This window comes from Arcicella rigui (assembly GCF_034929435.1).
Taxonomy (GTDB): domain Bacteria; phylum Bacteroidota; class Bacteroidia; order Cytophagales; family Spirosomataceae; genus Arcicella; species Arcicella rigui.
In genome coordinates this window covers 15251-33991 of record NZ_JAYFUM010000004.1, presented here as the reverse complement: position 1 = coordinate 33991, position 18741 = coordinate 15251, and the positions used below count along the sequence as shown (strand labels likewise).

The following is an 18741-nucleotide window of genomic DNA, read 5'->3' as shown; positions in this document are numbered from 1 at the left end:
AATGCCAGTCTCACTTATAATGAGATTGGCATATTTTTGTTGTAATTACTTAATTCCTTTCTAATGGCTATGAAAAAATACCTTTTCCTTGTTCTTTCTTTTTTTATTTACGCTGTCTCTTTTGCTCAGAAAGGAACCGCATTTCTACAATCAGGTAATTTAAGAACTGCCTTTGATATGGCTAAAGCTCAAAACAAACCTGTGTTTTTAGAAGTATATGCACCTACTTGTCATGTTTGTAGTGCCTTCAAACCTACTTTTGAAAACCCTCAAGTTGGAGCAGTTTATAATCGCAACTTTGTTAGTTATAAATTAGACATTACCGCTCCCGAAGGTGCAGCTTTTTTGAACAAACAAGGCATTTGGATTCCTTCGACGCCTACTTTATTGTTTTTTGATAAAGATGTGAAATTGATGCACATTTCTGTTTTAGGTGAAAATTTTAATACGCCACAAGTACTGATTGATGCCGCCAACAAGGCTTTAGACCCAAAAACTCGCACAAGTTCATACAAAGCAAGTTTTCGTTCTGGGAAAAGAGATGCAGATTTCTTGATTGAATATGGTTATATGGCGAGAGTAATGCAAGATACTCTGGATAATATTAATACGATGAACATTTATGCAAGCCAAATTCCTGTTGCTCAATACAGCAATAACACTTCGTTTTTGCTCTTGCAAAAAGTAATCATGGATGATGAAAACCCAATTTTCAAATACTTTATCGCTCATTTAGGTGAATATAATGCCAAGTACGAAAAGACACTCGTAAAGCAAACGGCCGAAAATATTATTATGTATTCGTTGTATAGTAGTCGTGGGATGCGTTATAATTCTGCTAAAATTGCTCAAGTAAGAGCTAACTTGGCAAAATTGGGCGTTGATAAAAAATCTATCAACGGAAGAGTATGGCGTGAAGAGTCAACAGCCTATTTCAGAGAAGGAAAGATTCAGCAAGCTTTGGCTGTTTTAGATAGTTTATTAGAACCTACTACGGATAAAAGTTCCTATACTTTTTTGAGTAATTGGATTAAAGCACGTACTTCAGACAAAGTAGCGTTGGCTAAAGCCGCTGCTTATGCCGCAAAAGGTAGATAATAAATAAAAAAAAACGATTTTTAAAAGGATATTTACAGTTGATGCACGAAAAAATGCGTCATTGTAAATATCCATTTTTATTTATTAGGATTTCAAAGTGTATTTTTTACGCATATCCTTCATTTTAAACGGTTTTTTTTGATAAATGATAATAGTCACTTAGTTCGTACATAATACTCAGATTTACTCATAACGTTTATCATTTAGTAACATAGCTATATGTTCTAATTTTGAAACACAAAACAAGGAAATAAGAGAAAATTTTGATTACAGTCTAAGACCGCCATCTTTCGCTAATTCAATAATTTTAATTTGAAGCCGCCATTTCAAAATCTTATTTCCAAGTGTTATGACCGCCATCGTAATACAGAAAAAGGTTTGAAAACTATCGACGTTCTCAAACCTTTTTTTTAATTCTACATTTATAACTCCTCATTCCTCACTCTCAATTCACCACTCATTAAAGTCCCGTTGATTTTTCCATGGTTTCCGTATAACGATTTCCCATAATTTTGATTTGGGCAGAGGCAACTTCAATTTCTTCTAATTCTTCTGGCGTAAAAATGATTTCGGTTGCTCTATTGTTTTCGAGTAAACGATGAATTTTTGTTGTTCCGGGAATTGGCACAATCCAAGGTTTTTGTGCTAATACCCAAGCTAAAGCAATTTGTGCGTTGGTAGCATTTTTTCTTTCTGCAAATTTACTGATTACATCCAGCAAAGCTTTGTTGGCAATACGAGCTTCTTCGGTATATCTTGGCAAAATCGCACGAATATCTCCTTGGGCAAATGTGGCTTTTTCATCAATTTTGCCTGTCAAATATCCTTTTCCAAGTGGACTAAAGGGTACAAATCCAATCCCTAATTCTTCAATAGTAGGAATGATTTCTACTTCATGCTGACGAGTCCATAAAGAATACTCACTTTGTAATGCTGAAACAGGTTGAACGGCATGAGCTTTACGAATCGTACTTGCTCCAGCTTCTGATAATCCAAAGTATTTAGCTTTTCCTTCTTGAATTAAATCTTTTACAGTACCAGCTACATCTTCAATGGGTACGTTAGGGTCAACACGGTGTTGGTATAATAAATCAATCGTTTCGATTTTCAATCTTTTTAGTGAACCCTCAACGGCTTTTCTAATCGTTTCAGGACGACTATCAATACCCGCCATTTTTCCATCTTTGATATTAAATCCAAATTTGGTAGCTATTACTACTTTTCCTTTAAAAGGGGCTAAAGCTTCGCCCACTAATTCTTCATTGGTAAATGGACCATACACTTCTGCTGTATCAAAAAAACTAACACCTTCCTCGACGGCCTTATGTATCAAAGCGATAGCATCTTTTTTCTCGGGAAATGGATAATAGGAGAAACTCATTCCCATACAACCAAGACCTAAAGCAGAAACTTCCAAACCGCTATTTCCTAATTTTCTCTTTTGCATTTTTATTGAATTTTAAGATACTATTTCATAAAACAAAGCTACTTTTTTACCCAATGAACAAATAACAAAAACCAAACTAAAACTTACAAAAATCAAATAATAGGATACTCTTATGAAGACTCCGACCATTTGATTACTGTTTGAAATAATAATTTAGGGCTATGTTCCAAACTAAATCTTTTCCCGCTATTTCTGTCTGAATACTTTTACTAACAATAGATGAAATAGAAAATGGACTGTTTGTTTTGCTTAAAGCCACTGTTCCTGTTACATAAATGCCATCTTTTTCATCTTGTTTTAAATAATAAAATTGTGGTGAAATGGCTAATTTTAGCTTATCTGAAATATTAATATTTGAAAAAGTACTTTTTGCGGTAATAAAAGTGGTGTATTGTGTTAAATCGCTCGTGAGTCCATGTGAACCTAAATAATAAATACCAACATTAATATTTTTATTAATATAAAAAGTTGGACTTGCTTCCCAAGCAAGATAACGTTGTGAAGTTAAATATTCAGTAGAAGTGCCATTTGAGGCAACAGTAATTGTTCTGAAAACAAAAGAAGGATGTGCACCAATACCCATGCTGAAATTTTTCTTATTAATTAATTTATATCTTCCCCAAAAAACAAAAGTCCAAGGTTTTCCTTCCATCGCAAAGCGAAACATTGGGTCAAAACTAATTCTTCCTTTTGCTAATGATAAGTCAAATAACAAGGCAGGCTTATTTAATGAAAAGTTCGGAAGTAAAGAAATTCCATTATTCGTGGCGGTGATTGTTCCAGAAAATATAATGGGTGAGGCTATGCGAGTGCTGTCTTTACTTTGTCCGTAACTCAGGAATACCACTTGTAATATCAGAAGTGTAATTGCGATATTTTTGATAAAATCATTTTTTGAAATGTGCTTCATGTAATTTTTATTGCATTTTTGATTATTTGAGCAACAAATTTCTTTCAATTTTTTTAGCAAGTACTTATATGAATTACGGTCTTTCGTACCATTATTACGGTTTTGGTTGGCAAATGAAAAATCCGAAAATATTTAGCGTAATTTTGATTAAATGAATTCGGAATCTTATGGAAAATATCTTAAAACTGGAAAGTGTTACGCAGTTTAATACGCAAAGAGGACAAATAACTTTACATCCATTGGTAAGTGTTTTGGATCAAACTAAATCAAAGCAGATTCAGGCTCATCGTTACCTTTCGGAGGTATATATTATCTTTTTGAAAGATGTAAAATGTGAAGAATTGAAGTATGGAAGGACACACTATGATTATCAAGAAGAAACAATGATTTTTATAGCACCCGGACAAGTTTTTGGATTTGATTTACCCGAAAACGTTGTTGTACAGCCAAGTGGTTGGGCTTTGGTTTTTCATCCAGATTTTATCAGAGGGACTTCATTAGGAAAAAAAATCAATGATTATTCATTTTTTTCTTATGATGTCGATGAAGCTTTGCATATTTCAACTCGAGAAAGACAAATTGTTTTGGAGTGTTTTCAGAAAATTAAAGATGAATTAGAACACGGGATTGATAAACACAGTAAAACATTGATAATTAGTAATATCGAATTGTTTTTAAATTATTGTACTCGTTTTTTTGACCGTCAATTTATTACCAGAGAGAGTCTCAATAAAGATATTTTAGTACGCTTTGAAAACTTATTATATGAGTACTTCAAATCAGAGAAACCGCAAATGATAGGTTTACCTACCGTCAGTTATTGTGCGGATAAATTTCATTTATCCGCTAATTATTTTGGAGAATTGGTTAAAAAAGAAACTGGCAAAACGGCACAAGAGTACATTCAAATTAAAGTGATTGATTTAGCCAAAGAGAAAATCTTTGATAGCAGTAAATCAATCAGTGAGATTGCTTACGAAATGGGCTTTAAATATCCTCAGCATTTTGCTCGACTATTTAAACAAAGAGTTGGTCAATCTCCCAATGAGTATCGTTTGTTAAATTAATTTAAGTTTAGGCATTCCTAAATTTACTTGGGCTAACTGACACGTGTTTTTTAAAGAAATTATTAAAATGTGTTACTTCTACAAAACCCAACGAAAAGGCAATTTCAGCAATATTCAATTGGCTATGCCTTAATAATATTTTTGCTTCTTGTAAAACACGGTCGGCTATGAGTTGCGTAGTAGTTTTGTCGGTTGTTTCTTTAATGGCTCTGTTGAGGTGATTCACGTGTACATTGAGCTGGTTTGCAAAGTCAGAAGCAGAGCGAAGATTGATTTTTGGGTGATTTTCTTCAATCGGAAATTGTCTTTCTAATAATTCCAAAAATAAGGTAGAAATCCGCTGAGAAGCATTGATATGTGTTTTGTCTTGACCCGTAGAAGGTTGAATTTTCATGGCAAAATGAATCAACTCAAAAACCATGTTACGCAGTAAATCATACTTGTGTATATAGTCTGATTGAAGTTCTTCATTCATTTTTTTATAAATCAATTTTACTTGTTCAGCCTGTTCATCAGTCAATTCAAAAACATGATTGCCTTTTGGTTGAAAAAGTGAATACTGGTTCAAATCGCCAAATTTGTGAAAAAACTCTGTATTGAAAATACAATAAATACCTTCTTCAATTCTTTCGAGATGATTGCATTGATAAGGAATTTGTGGATTAGAATATAAAATTGCTTGCTTTTTTACCTCCACCACTTTGTCGGCATAATTCATTTCTATATTTCCAACTACAAACATGATTTTATAAAAATCTCTTCTTTTGTAGGGAATGGCTCTCGTTTTTCCTGCCTCGATGGGTTCATGCGGGAAAATATTAAAATGTCCGATTTCTTTACGAACACTTTCGGGCATCCAATCAAATTTACGCTTATAAAAATCTTCTAATGTTTCTATCTTTTCCATGTGTTAAGCCTTGCAAAATTCAAATATATTTACTCCAATCTCGCTACAATTAAAAGCTACAAAAGTATTTAATGAAAGAGATTAATTGTAACGAAAATCAAATCATTAATTACGATAATCAAATATGTATTTTATAAATCAATCCTAAAAATGGCTTTTTTTGTTTGGATAAATGACAATATTTATTTCGAAAAAACCTAAAGACGAATAATTATAAAAAGTGTAAAAATGACAATTGTCACTATCTGAACTGTCGGTAAATCTACGCTAAAACCCTAACAAAACTCATTGAAAGCTCAACTTTAGTACTCTACTTTTGAGGTATAAACAAGCGATGTAATACCAACTATCGCAATTCATCAAATTTTAGAATTATTTATACCATGAAAAAGTTTGCAACAAGTTTTTCGCTTTTACTTTTGGCAAGTTCTATCATTGTTGCACAAAAAACGAAAGAGAAAATTACCAAAGATACCAAACCAAAAGAAGTAATAAATTTCACAGAAATGCCTTTTGTTTCACTTATTAACGAACAAAATGTAAAAAATACTGCTATCAATCCAGCAAAATTGAATGAAACAGCAAGAAATCTTATTAATTTTACAGTCGGAAAAGAAGATAAATCCTATTTTGAAGTGAAGGAAAATACTATGAAACCTTCCAAAGAAAATACCAATGAAGCATGTGATGTTTGTCAAGGTAAAGGAAAATTTTCACCTATTTATGGCATTGTAAAAATACAATCGCCTATGTCATCTTTAGAAAACCCTAAAGCTGATGTCCACAAACCTTGAATTTTATATTTTAAAAAGACTATATGAAGATTTTTTCTGTCTATTGGTTTCTTCTTTGCTTTATTGATGAAATCTATTGATTATTCCACAATAGGATTATCTTCTTATCTTACAACTTTCGCTAATTAGAAATGATTTTTTCTTCTTGGCGAAAGTTTTTTCTTTTTAGCCGAATTGAAAACTTTTCAATGAAAATCCAAATGCTTTACAAAATATTGCGTTTGGATTATTTTTTTGTGATATATTGCTAATTTTAATCAATCAAAACACAATTTATATGAAAAAATATCTATTTCTTTTATTGGCTGTCATCTGCATTCAGCCGATAAAAGCACAAAATGCCACTGGTAAAGTAGTAAGTTTTACGCTGAACGCTAAAACCTTACAAAATTCAGGAGGCGAAAACCCCGAGCGAAAAGTATCTGTCTATCTTCCTCCCAATTATGATGCTTCAACTAAACGTTATCCCGTTATTTATTACTTACATGGTTTTATGGGTACGGATAATATAGATGCCAATATGAAAATGATATTGGACAGAGCAATTCTTCAAGCTAAAATTCGTCCCTACATTTTAGTAATTGCCAGTAATTATACACTTTATGAAGGAAGTTTTTATAGTAATTCTTCATTAACAGGAAATTGGTCTGATTTTATGGCAAAAGAATTAGTTGAAAGTATTGATAAGCAGTTTAGAACCATTCCTACTCGTGAAAGTAGAGCTATCGGTGGACATTCAATGGGTGGTTATGGTGCTATTAAAATCGGAATGTTGTTTCCAGAAGTATTTAGTTCGGTATATGCCATGAGCCCGGGATTGCTAACAATGGTAAAAGAATTTGGAGCAAATAGTGATTCTTTTAAAGAACTTGGTAAAATAAAAACCCAAGAAGAGTTGAAAAAAAGTTATTATCCTAAAGTATTAGTAGCTGTGGCAAGAGCTTGGTCGCCAAATCCTGCAAATCCTCCATTTTATTGTGATGTTCCTTACACTTATAAAGGTGATAGTTTAATAGTGAATCAAGCAGTGTTGGAAAAATGGAATCAAAATTTCCCAGTTTTGATGGTAGATAAGTACACTAATAATTTAAGAAAATTAAAAGCCTTGAAATTGGATTGGGGAAGAAATGATGCTGCCCGTTTTCCGATTCAATGTGGAATGTTTAGTCAGAAATTAGAGAATCTTGGTATTGAACATTACGCCGAAGAATATATCGGTAATCATGTTAATAAGATTTGGACAACAGATGGTAGAGTATTGAATGATTTGTTGCCATTTTTTAATGAATATCTTGTTTTTGAATAAAATCAAACCACTAAAACTATGCTTGCATTCTTAGGTTTTGCGACAATCGTCGTTTTTTTGCTATTAATTATGACCAAAAGGCTGTCAGTAATGACAGCTTTGGTACTTATTCCGATTGCCTTTGGTTTAATAGCAGGTTTTTCACTGAAAGAATTAGGTGAAATGATGTTGACAGGAATCAAACAAGTAGCTCCAACAGGGATTCTATTAACTTTTGCCGTTTTATATTTTGCTACGATGTTAGATACGGGTCTTTTTGACCCCGTAATTGCCCTAATTGTTCGTTCGGTAAAAGGCGACCCATTGAAAGTAATTATGGGAACAGCCATTCTGACCATGATTGTTCATTTGGATGGAGACGGAACAGCTACTTTTATGATTGTACTTTCTGCTTTTCTGCCCATTTATAAGAAATTAAAAATTAATCGTTTGATTTTATCCTGTATCGTCGCTTTAAGTGTAGGGCCGATGCACTTAGTGCCTTGGTCGGGAACATCCGCAAGAGCCATTTCTACTTTAAAGTCGGATGCAGTACATATTTTTAATCCGAACATTCCTGCGATTATTGGCGGTATTTTGTGGGTACTGTTTGTAGCTTATATTTTAGGAAAAAAAGAAAGAACAAGATTAGGCGTTATTGATTTAAGCTATCATCATACTGAAAATTTAAGTGCAGATGAAAAAATATTAAGAAGACCCAATTTGATTTGGTTTAATGCCCTGATAACGATTGGCTTAATTATCGGTTTGATGAAAGGATTTATTCCAGCACCCGTATTATTTATTGTAGCAAGTATGTTAGCTTTGATTGTCAATTATCCAAAACTTGCCGAACAACAAAAAGTAATGCGTGGACATGGTATGAATATCTTTTTGGTGTCGAGTATGATTTTTGCCGCAGGTATTTTTTCTGGAATACTCACAGGTTCAAAAATGATTGATGCGATGGCAACTGAATTAGTTTCTTTAATTCCCGAACATCATGCTAATTTATTACCTGTTCTAACGGCAATTACCAGCTTACCTGCCAGTATGTTGTTTACGCCAGATGCTTATTATTTTGGGGTTGTGCCAATACTTAGTCAAACGGCAACACAGTTTAATATGGATGCACTTGAAATTGGTAGAGCAGCATTGTTAGGACAAATGACCGTAGGATTTCCCATCAGTCCACTTACCGCATCTACTTTTCTATTAGTAGGACTTTCGGAAGTAGATTTAGGGGAACATCAACGATTTACTTTTAAATGGGCATGGGGAACAACTATCGTGATGACAATAATTGCTTTATTAACAGGTTCAATTCATATCTAAGTAGTAAGAAAAATGAAAGAGAAAATTAGAATAGGATGTGGAGCAGGTTTTTCTGGAGATAGAATTGAGCCTGCTGTTATTTTAGCAGAACGGGGAGCATTAGATTATTTAGTGCTGGAATGTTTAGCAGAAAGAACGATTGGTTTAGCACAGAAACGCAAATTACAAGATGCTATCAAAGGTTATGACCCATTGTTAGAAAAAAGAATTTCAAGTTTGTTGCCACATCTTGTAAAAAACAAAATTCGCCTAATTACCAATATGGGAGCGGCGAACCCTGAAGAAGGGGCAAAGAAAATTATAGAAATTGCCCGAAAACAAGGTTATACTATCAAAGTAGCGGCAGTAGCAGGCGATGACGTATTAGAAAAATTGAGTGCAGAAGCTTCAAAGTTTCCAATTATTGAAGACAAAACTAAAACATTAGCCGATTATGAGGTCATTTCTGCCAATGCTTATTTAGGTGTTGAAGGTATTGTGAAAGCCTTGGAAGCGGAGGCACAGATTATTATTACAGGCAGAGTTTCAGACCCGTCACTTTTTCTTGCTCCAATGATTCATGAATTTGCTTGGGCAAGTGATAATTATGATTTAATGGGAAAAGGCTCTGTGATTGGTCATTTATTAGAATGTGCAGGACATATTTGTGGAGGATACTTCGCCGACCCATTGACAAAACCCATTGAAAATATGGATACACTCGGACATCCATTTGCAGATGTATTTGCTGACGGTAGAGCCATTATTAGTAAAGTAACAGGAACAGGTGGAGAAATTAATTTGCAAACAGCAAAAGAACAATTACTTTATGAAGTAATCAATCCTTATCAATATTTTACGCCAGATGTAATTGCTGATTTTACAAGTGTACATTTAGAAGAAATTGCTAAGAATCAGATTGCTGTAAGTGGAGGAGGAGGTGCTGTAAAACCAGAAACGTATAAAGTAAGTGTTGGTTATAAAGCATTTTATCAAGGAGAAGGAGAAATTTCTTACTCAGGACCAAACGCTTTAGGAAGAGCTACCTTAGCAGGTGATATTTTGAATAAAAGAATTGGACATCAATTTGAAGATTTCAGAATTGATTATATTGGTGTAAATTCTGTTTTTAGAAAAAACTCAAGTCTTATCAATGCAAAAGCAGAGCATATTCAAGAAGTAAGAGTAAGAGCCGCTGGAAAAGTAAAAACAGCCGAAGAAGCTGCAATCATCGGTGAAGAAGTCGAAGCACTTTACACAAATGGCCCAGCAGCAGGCGGAGGAGTAAGAAAATTTGTCAATGAAGTAATAGGCATTGTTTCTGTATTGATAGATAGAAAGAGTATTGAAGCCACAGTTAAAATTTTTGAAGCATGAAACTTTATGAAATAGCCCACAGCCGTGCAGGAGACAAAGGAAATACCCTGACACTTTCATTGATTCCTTATCAAGCATCAGATTATAGAATGCTCTGTGAAAATATTACGGCAGAAAAAGTAAAAGCACATTTATCAGAAATTGTTTCTGGCGAAATAATTCGTTACGAAATGCCCAATATTGCTTCACTTTTATTTGTTTGTCAGAATGCTTTATTGGGTGGCGTTACTACTTCTTTAGCAATGGACACGCATGGCAAAACTTTGAGTTATGCTTTATTGGAGATGGAAGTATAGTTGAAAGCGTTGAGTTGAGAAGAATATAATTTCATTGAAATAAAAACCATAAAAAAATGACACATAAAGCATCTTTGAGCGGTTTTGTAAAAGTAACAACCATTATTATTAATACAATGTTTGTACTTACTTTTATAGGCTTCTTTACTTTTTTGAAGGATTCTGGGAAAGAGTTTCAGATTGTAACTGGAACTATTTTTTTCTTAGTTTTTGTAATTACGTACTCTTTGCGACCAATACATTATACTATCACAGAAAATCAATTGATAATTCATCGCTTATATAAGGATGTGGTGATTGAAAAAACGGACATCAAAAGTGTAAGTATATTAGATGAAAAAAAGTTAGAATGGTCTATCCGAACTTTTGGAGTTGGCGGTTATTATGGTTTCTTTGGGAAATTTGCTAATACACAAATGGGAAATATGACTTGGTACGCCACACGAAAAGATAATACTGTATTGATACTCACGGAAGAAAATGAAAAGATAATTATCACACCGAATGAGCCAGAAGCTTTTGTAGTGGATTATTATAAGTTATGAGCTATAAGCTGTGAGCCTTGAGCTTTTTTTTGAGGCTTATAGTTATATTTGTTTAGCAAATTCTTTTCAAAATTCTAAAAAAAGCTTGTGGCTCATAGCTCACAGCTAAAAACTAAACAGCTTAAAACGCATGGCTCAAAATTCAAAACTAATCACCAAAACGTTTATTCTTGTATTCCTACTTATCAGTACGCTCGGTGCTTCAGCACAGCGTAAAAGAAAAGATTACCTTGTTACGATAGAAACCCCTTTTGGCACAATGCACGCAGTTTTGTATGATGAAGCTATCCAGCATAAAAAGAACTTCTTGAAATTGGTAGAGGATAAATTTTATGATGATTTACTTTTTCATAGAGTCATTCAAAGTTTTATGATACAAGGAGGAGACCCAGCATCTAAAAATGCAAAAGAAGGTATAATGTTAGGTGAAGGAGATGTTGGCTACCAAGTACCTGCTGAAATTACGCCAACGCTATTTCATAAAAAGGGAGCTTTGGCAGCGGCACGTGATAACAATCCTGCAAAAGCTTCATCAGGTTGTCAGTTTTATATCGTTCAAGGAAAAGTGTGGGATGATAATACACTGAGTAAACAAATGGCGAGAAGTCCACAACGGACTTATACCGATGAACAAAAAAATGTTTACAAAACCATTGGAGGCACTCCACATTTGGATGGAAACTATACGGTATTCGGACAAGTGATAGATAATTTGTGGGTAATTGATTCTGTTGCTAAACAAAAAACTGATAAAAATAACCGTCCTTTAAATGATGTAAAGATGAAAATTACTTGTAAAAAAATGAGAAAAAAGAAGATTACAAAGCTTTTTTCTTATCAGTTTTAGTGATAGAAGTATAGACCAAACTGATATTCAAATGACTGTTTTTGGTGAAGATTGGTAGTCGAACTTAAAATTATACGTTACCATAGATTAATTTTTAATTTTTTTGAAAAAAATAACTCAAAATAAATGTTCAGAAATTGTACACGTACTGAGTTTTGCCAAAGTATTTTCTTTTAGAAAAGTTTAAATTCTTCGTTTATCGTTAAAATAAAAGAGAAAACCCTTAAATTTCTCGACTCCCAATAGAAGTTTAGTAGATAATACTTAATCGAATAATGTATTAATTGGTATAGTATTTGTAATGTTAAGAGCAAATACTTAACAGTATTTATATCTATTAAATAACACATTATCATATTAAACTCTTGTCCGAAAGGGCATCATTCAAAATGAAAACAAAAATACTTTCAGCGGTTCTTGGTCTGGGACTAATGATTTCAAGTTGTACCTCTGAGCTATTAACAAACGACTCTACGAATACGGATATTACTTCTCTTACCGTTCCAACAAGTTTTGATTGGAAAACTACTCGTGAAATCAATTTCAGTGTAAAAGTAAGTGACATTCGTTTCAAAGATGCTATCCATGTAATTTCGATTTACAACGACGACCCAGCAACAGGCGTAGCCGCTTTATCAAAAGGAGCCGCAAGTACTTCAAGTCCTTTCACTTCTAAAATTTCGATTGCTTCAAAAGTAAAAACGGTTTATATCGTAAAAACTGCTCCAGACGGAACAAAAGTAACGCAGAAAGTAACGCTTGATACAAATCCTCAAATCTCTGTATCAATTGGTGCTACTTCATCAGGAAGAATTGCTTCATTTGGTACAAGTGAATATATTACTGCTGCTGTTTTAGAAGACAGTCCTGATTGTAGTTCTGGTTGTGATTTTACAGTAAATGAAAAAACTTCTGATAAAAACATTACACTTGATTCTAAGACAGTTTGTTTGACAGGAAGTAACTATTCAGTAAATGTAAACACAAACAATTTGAACGGTGGAACTTTAAGAATTTGCGGTACAGGTATTACTGTTAATAACATGAATCTTCAAAACAACGCTAAGTTCAACGTTGTAATTACAAGTTCAGGTTCGGCAACATTCAATAATATGAACTGGGATTCTCCAAATGTTACTTTCAAAAACTTTGGAACAGTTACTTTCCCTAATAATTTAATCGTTGGTGGTACATTAACGAACTACGGAACAATTAACGCAAACTCTGAATTACAGACTCGTAAAGGTTCAACGATTGTAAACGAAAAAGTAATCATCGTAAAAGGTTCTTCTCCTTTAGATGGAGCAATGACTAATAATGGTGAAATTACTTTCAACGGTGAAGTAAGATTAAATTCATCTGGACAAACAATTACTAACAACAGTAAAATGATTGCCAATGGAAATTTCATCGTTAACAGCAGTACTACATTAACAAACAATGGCTACATGACTGCTAATTCAATGCAAATCAATAGCTCTGGTACTGTGAATAACAAATGTCAGTTGATTATTAAAACTGATTTAGGGGTTGACCAAACACTTAATAACAATAGTTATGTATATGTTGGTGGTTTCACAAGATTGAATAGCTCTGGTACTGTGAATTTATTTAATGGTGCTTTCTTCACTACGAATACTTCAAGTTATGATGGAAAAATCACAGGTTCAGGCTCAGATTATTCTTTGTTCAAAGTTCGTTCTTCTGTGCAGAACATCAATAATGGAAATCCTTATAAACTTACAGGTACGGTTCAACTTTCTGAACCAAGCGGTAAGTTAGATGCGAAGTTTATCGACAAAGATGCAAAATATACAACTGACGGAGGTATTTATATTGCTAAAACAGAATGTAATGAAGGAAATGGTGATGCTCCAGTAACGGCTAAAGATTCTGACAAAGATGGTATTATCGACTCAGAAGATAATTATCCAAACGACGGAAGTAAAGCATTTGACAACTACTCGACACCATCGACCGTTGCTTTTGAAGACCAATGGCCAAACTTAGGTGACTACGATATGAACGACGTGGTACTTGCTTACAAATATCAAATTGTCACCAATGCTAAAAATAATGTTGCTCAAGTAATTGCTAAATATACTTTACAAGCTGCTGGTGGTGCTTATGAAAATGGTGCAGGTGTTCAGTTTGAATTACCAAGCGGTTCAATTAAAAACTTTAGCTCAAGCACTGGTTCAGAAGTAGAGGGTGGTCAGAAAAAAGTTGTAGTAATTCTTTTCAAAAATAGTGTTAAAGAATTGGGTGCTTGGAATACCATTCCAGCACAAGGAGTTGTAGCTTCAAAAAGTTATTCATTTAGCTTTGATGTTGTAGATGGACCATCAATCTCAACTTTTGGTATTGGTTCATACAATCCATTCATTTGGAATAACTCAGCAAATTTTGGTAGAGGTTACGAAACGCACTTGATGGGTAAAGAACCAACCGATTTGATGAATACAAAATTGTTCGGAACAGCTTACGATAACTCGACTGGAACAAATTACTATCGTACATCAGGTAATTTACCTTGGGGAATTGAAATTGCAACTGATAATTTCAAATATCCATCAGAAAACAAAATGATTACTGCTGCCTACTGGTACTTTGCTACTTGGGCAACTTCAGGTGGAGCATATCGTACAGACTGGTACTCAAATACAGAAGCTGGTTACAGATACACGCCTTATATCTTTAATCCATAAGATAGAGATAGTTAAATCGAATTAATACTGAAAAGTGAATAGGGGAATAAAGGAATACTTAAATCCCTATTCACTTTTTTATTGATAGAAATAATAATAACCTAAGTGCCCCGAATAAATCCCTATTCATTTTAAATTTTTGATTACTACTAACTCAACCAAATCATGAGAACTAAACTTTTACCTATCGCCCTCATACTGAGCTTGATTACTGCTGCCTGTACCTCTGAACTTGTCACCAACGACACCAACAAGACAGACATTACTGCTTTAAATGTACCTGCCGGATTCGACTGGAAAACAACCCGAGATGTCACGCTAAATATTAAAGTAAGTGATATTCGTTTCAAAAGTGCCAGCCATGTTGTTTCTGTTTACACTGCTGACCCAATAACGGGAGTCGCTCCGCTTTCAAAAGGAGCTGCAAGTACAGCCAATCCATTTGTCACTAAAGTTTCTATTGCAACGAAAACAAAAACTTTGTTTGTTGTAAAAACTGCACCAGATGGTACAAAAATTACACAAAAAGTTACTTTAGATACCAATCCAACGGTTAATCTTTCTTTAGGAGCTGTTTCTTCTGGTAGAGTAAGTGTTTTTGAAAATCTTTCAGAAAAAAATGTAGTTGCAGAAGCAAGTCCAAATTGTAGTACAGGCTGCGATGTTTCGATTGATGAAAATACTGCCAATAAAAATATTACACTTGATGGCAAAACCGTTTGTTTGACAGGTAGCAATTATAGCGTTACGGTAAGTTCAATCAGTAGCGGAGGAACTTTAAGAATTTGCGGAACGAATATTACGGTAAATAACTTAAAACTTGATGGTAGTTTATACTATACCGTTATTGTTACAAATACTGGTTCAGCTACTTTCAATAATTTTTCATGGCTTTCATCAAGTGCTTCACTTAAAAACTTCGGAACGCTCGATATTCCCAATACTTCTTTCCTAACATTATCAGGAAGTTTATACAACGACGGAACAATCAATTTCACTAATTCAGTGGGTGTTGGAAGTAGAGCTTCTTTTTTAAATAATAAAAAAATTACGATAAAAGGCGATTTCAGTCCTTTTTCAACCACTACCAATAATGGTACAATTGAGGCAGACGGTAGTACATCTTTGAGTTCAGCTGGAATTAGCTTTACCAATAATGGTACTTATAAAATTAAAGGTGCTTTGGTGGTAACAAGTACGACGACATTGACTAATAATGGGTATATTTCTGTCAACAGTATGAAGATTATCAATTCTGGAAAAGTATTTAACAAATGTCAGTTAATCATTAATACAGATTTTTTAATTGAAAATATGTTGAGCCTTGATAGTTATATCTATGTTGGTGGCAATACTGAAATTAGCGGAAGAGCTATATTTTGGATGAACAATGGTTCTTTGTTTGTAACTAAAGTATTAAAAACATTTGATGGTCATGTAGATGGACAAGGTACAAGTTATTCTTTGTTCAAGGTTCTTAATAGCTCGCCAAATCTTGATGGAGGAAAAGCTCCGAAGATTACAGGAATGATACAGTACTCTGAACCAAGTGGAACAATGTTAGCCAAACATTTTGATGCTAATGCAAAATCAACAACTGACGGAGGTATCTATATTCCTAAAACAGAGTGTAATGCAGGAAACGGCGAAGAACCTGTAGTGGCTAAAGATTCTGACAAAGATGGTATTATTGACTCGGAAGATAGTTATCCAAATGATGCAGATAAAGCCTTTGATAGTTATTCAACACCATCAACCGTTGCTTTTGAGGACCAATGGCCAAACTTAGGTGACTACGATATGAATGATGTGGTACTTTCTTACAAATATCAAATTGTAACAAATGCCAAAAACAAAGTAGCCAAAGTAATTGCTAATTATACTTTACAGGCTTCTGGTGGTAGCTATGACAACGGAGCAGGGATTCAATTTGAATTACCAAGTGGTTCAATTAAGAACTTTAGCTCAAGTACTGGTGCTGAAGTAGAAGCTGGTCAGACGAATGCGGTTGTATTATTATTTAAAAATAGTTCAAAAGAGTTGGCAGCTTGGAATACCATTCCGACACAAGGAGCGGTAGCCACAAAAAGTTATTCATTTAGCTTTGATGTGGTTGACGGGCCATCAATAGAAACTTTTGGTATTGGTTCATACAATCCATTTATTTGGAATAACTCAGCAAATTTTGGCAGAGGTTACGAAACGCACTTGGTCGGCAAAAAACCAACTGATTTAATGAATACCAAATTGTTTGGAACAGCTTCGGATAATTCAACCGGTACTAATTACTATCGTACATCAAGTAATTTACCTTGGGGGATTGAAATAGCAACTGATAATTTCAAGTATCCATCAGAAAATAAAATGATTACAGCGACCTACTGGTACTTTGCTACTTGGGCAACTTCAGGTGGAGCTTATCGTACCGATTGGTATTCAAATACTGAAGCTGGTTACAGATACACACCTTATATTTTTAATCCGTAGCAGATTTATTTTCATAAAAAAGGCTCAAGAAATCAATTCTTGAGCCTTTTTTTATTCATTAAGCTTCAATTTCTACCAAAGCTTGCATACTTCCTGTTTCCATATATTGAATGTACCAGTCGAATGCTTCTTTCAAAAGATGCGGCGTTTGTCCTCCATTTTCACAAGCTCTTTGAAAGTAATCTTTTAAATGTGGTTTATATATTGGATGTGAACAGTTTTCAATAATTTCAATTGCCCTTTCTGTCGGAGCAAGTCCTCGTAAATCAGCCAAACCATGTTCTGTGACGATAATATCAACGTCGTGTTCGGAGTGGTCAACATGAGCAACCATCGGAACAATGTGTGAAATTCTGTCTTCTTTTGAAATTGAAGGCGTTACAAAAATGCTTAAATAAGCATTTCTTGCAAAATCACCAGAACCTCCAATCCCATTCATGATTTTTGAACCACAAAGATGTGTAGAGTTTACGTTTCCATAAATATCGCAGTCGATGGCGGTGTTGATGGCAATCACCCCCAATCTTCTAATTACTTCGGCTGCATTACTAATCGCTTGTGGTCTTAAAAGAATTTTATCTCTATAAAAATCGAAATTATTAAATATTCTTTCATAGCATTCAGCCGAAACAGTAATGGAGGAGGCTGAGGCAAAACTCACTTTTCCTGCATCTATTAAATCAAAAGTACTGTCTTGTAATACTTCTGAATACATCGTTAAGTCTGAAAAATCACTTTCGATAAATCCTTCTAAAATAGCATTGGCAATTTTTCCGATACCTGCTTGAAGTGGTAAAAGGTTTTTGCTTAATCTACCAGCCTTTACTTCATTTTGCAAAAAATCAATTAAATGTTTAGCAATGGCTTTTGTTTTTTCATCAGGCAAAGCCACAAGGGCTGGACTATCTGGTAAATCAGTAAAAACGACTCCAATAACTTTACTTATATCTAAAGGAACGAAATCTGTACCAATGCGTGTATGTGACTCCGTTATAGGAATGGCTGTTCGGATTGGATGTTCTTGTAAGTAATAAATATCGTGTATGCCTTGAATACTGGTTGGAATCGAGAGGTTGACTTCAAGAATTACTTTTTTTGCTCGGGCAATAAAAGTGGCAGAGTTTCCAACTGAGGTGGTAAGTACTAAACTTCCGTCTTCATTGATTTTTGCTACTTCTACAATGGCAATATCAATTTCAGGTAAATGTTTATTATCAATTAATTCGGCTGTTTCGCTTAAATGTTGGTCGATAAAAAGTACTTCTCCCGAATTAATATGTTTTCTTAAAACTGGGTCAGATTGAAAAGGCATTCTTTTCGCAAGAATATTGTTTTCAGCTAAATGTCCATCAATATCATGTCCCAAGGAAGCACCCGAAAGCAAAGTAATCGCTAAATTTTCATTTAAAGTTCTGTCAGCTAAAGCTTGAAGTACAGCTTTGCTGTCGGCTGCTTTTGTAAAACCACTTGTGCCAATTACCATTCCTTTGGTAATAAAATTGGCAGCTTCTTGTGCAGAAATCACTTTTCCGAGCAAGTCGGGGCATTGAATACGATTTTTGTGCATAGTATTTTAGAGAATTTATAAAACCCTAAGTGCTTTTTTGCACTTAGGGCGATGATTAATAAATGCTGATGAAATATAATATGCCAAAATTA

General features: G+C 34.0%; 15 protein-coding genes. 11 read left to right on the top strand and 4 right to left on the bottom strand.

The window, feature by feature from the left end; genetic code table 11:
* The first annotated feature begins 63 nt into the window (after positions 1-63).
* On the top strand, positions 64-1098 hold the full coding sequence (locus VB248_RS03260; RefSeq protein ID WP_323295298.1) for a thioredoxin family protein: 1035 nt from the start codon (positions 64-66) through the stop codon (positions 1096-1098).
* Between the two features lie 460 nt (positions 1099-1558).
* On the opposite strand, the gene VB248_RS03255 is transcribed toward VB248_RS03260, so the two are convergent.
* Both VB248_RS03255 and VB248_RS03250 read right to left on the bottom strand, forming a co-directional pair.
* A complete protein-coding gene (locus tag VB248_RS03255; protein WP_323295297.1) occupies positions 1559-2545 on the bottom strand; it encodes an aldo/keto reductase in 987 nt (328 codons plus the stop codon).
* Between the two features lie 133 nt (positions 2546-2678).
* A complete protein-coding gene (locus VB248_RS03250; protein WP_323295296.1) occupies positions 2679-3455 on the bottom strand; it encodes a hypothetical protein in 777 nt (258 codons plus the stop codon).
* A 167-nt stretch (positions 3456-3622) separates the two neighbouring features.
* Here VB248_RS03250 and VB248_RS03245 point away from each other — a divergent pair, with 167 nt between their 5' ends.
* A complete protein-coding gene (locus VB248_RS03245) occupies positions 3623-4522 on the top strand; it encodes a helix-turn-helix domain-containing protein (RefSeq protein ID WP_323295295.1) in 900 nt (299 codons plus the stop codon).
* Positions 4523-4529: 7 nt separating this feature from the next.
* Here the strand turns inward: VB248_RS03245 and VB248_RS03240 are convergent, their stop codons facing one another.
* On the bottom strand, positions 4530-5429 hold the full coding sequence (locus VB248_RS03240) for a helix-turn-helix domain-containing protein (RefSeq protein ID WP_323295294.1): 900 nt from the start codon (positions 5427-5429) through the stop codon (positions 4530-4532).
* Between the two features lie 383 nt (positions 5430-5812).
* Here VB248_RS03240 and VB248_RS03235 point away from each other — a divergent pair, with 383 nt between their 5' ends.
* From VB248_RS03235 to VB248_RS03195, 9 genes are all read left to right on the top strand, one after another.
* Positions 5813-6223, top strand: coding sequence for a hypothetical protein (locus VB248_RS03235; RefSeq protein WP_323295293.1), 411 nt, complete (start codon positions 5813-5815; stop codon positions 6221-6223).
* Between the two features lie 277 nt (positions 6224-6500).
* Positions 6501-7529: an alpha/beta hydrolase gene (locus VB248_RS03230; protein ID WP_323295292.1), complete on the top strand. Its 1029-nt coding sequence runs from the start codon at positions 6501-6503 to the stop codon at positions 7527-7529.
* An 18-nt stretch (positions 7530-7547) separates the two neighbouring features.
* Entirely contained in the window at positions 7548-8843 is a 1296-nt protein-coding gene (locus tag VB248_RS03225) for a CitMHS family transporter (protein ID WP_323295291.1), read from the top strand.
* Between the two features lie 12 nt (positions 8844-8855).
* Positions 8856-10199 carry an acyclic terpene utilization AtuA family protein gene (locus VB248_RS03220; protein ID WP_323295290.1) on the top strand — a complete coding sequence of 448 codons (1344 nt, stop codon included), beginning with the start codon at positions 8856-8858 and terminating at the stop codon, positions 10197-10199.
* Positions 10196-10495, top strand: coding sequence for an AtuA-related protein (locus VB248_RS03215; protein WP_323295289.1), 300 nt, complete (start codon positions 10196-10198; stop codon positions 10493-10495). The genes VB248_RS03220 and VB248_RS03215 overlap by 4 nt, the downstream gene beginning before the upstream one ends.
* 56 nt (positions 10496-10551) lie before the next feature.
* The gene (locus tag VB248_RS03210) at positions 10552-11040 is read left to right on the top strand and encodes a PH domain-containing protein (RefSeq protein ID WP_323295288.1); all 489 of its coding nucleotides are present in this window, start codon (positions 10552-10554) and stop codon (positions 11038-11040) included.
* Positions 11041-11170: 130 nt separating this feature from the next.
* Positions 11171-11887, top strand: coding sequence for a peptidylprolyl isomerase (locus VB248_RS03205; protein WP_323295287.1), 717 nt, complete (start codon positions 11171-11173; stop codon positions 11885-11887).
* Between the two features lie 389 nt (positions 11888-12276).
* The gene (locus VB248_RS03200; RefSeq protein ID WP_323295286.1) at positions 12277-14595 is read left to right on the top strand and encodes an LruC domain-containing protein; all 2319 of its coding nucleotides are present in this window, start codon (positions 12277-12279) and stop codon (positions 14593-14595) included.
* Positions 14596-14760: 165 nt separating this feature from the next.
* On the top strand, positions 14761-17082 hold the full coding sequence (locus VB248_RS03195; protein WP_323295285.1) for an LruC domain-containing protein: 2322 nt from the start codon (positions 14761-14763) through the stop codon (positions 17080-17082).
* Between the two features lie 58 nt (positions 17083-17140).
* Here the strand turns inward: VB248_RS03195 and VB248_RS03190 are convergent, their stop codons facing one another.
* Entirely contained in the window at positions 17141-18649 is a 1509-nt protein-coding gene (locus tag VB248_RS03190; RefSeq protein ID WP_323295284.1) for a succinate CoA transferase, read from the bottom strand.
* Positions 18650-18741 lie beyond the last annotated feature (92 nt).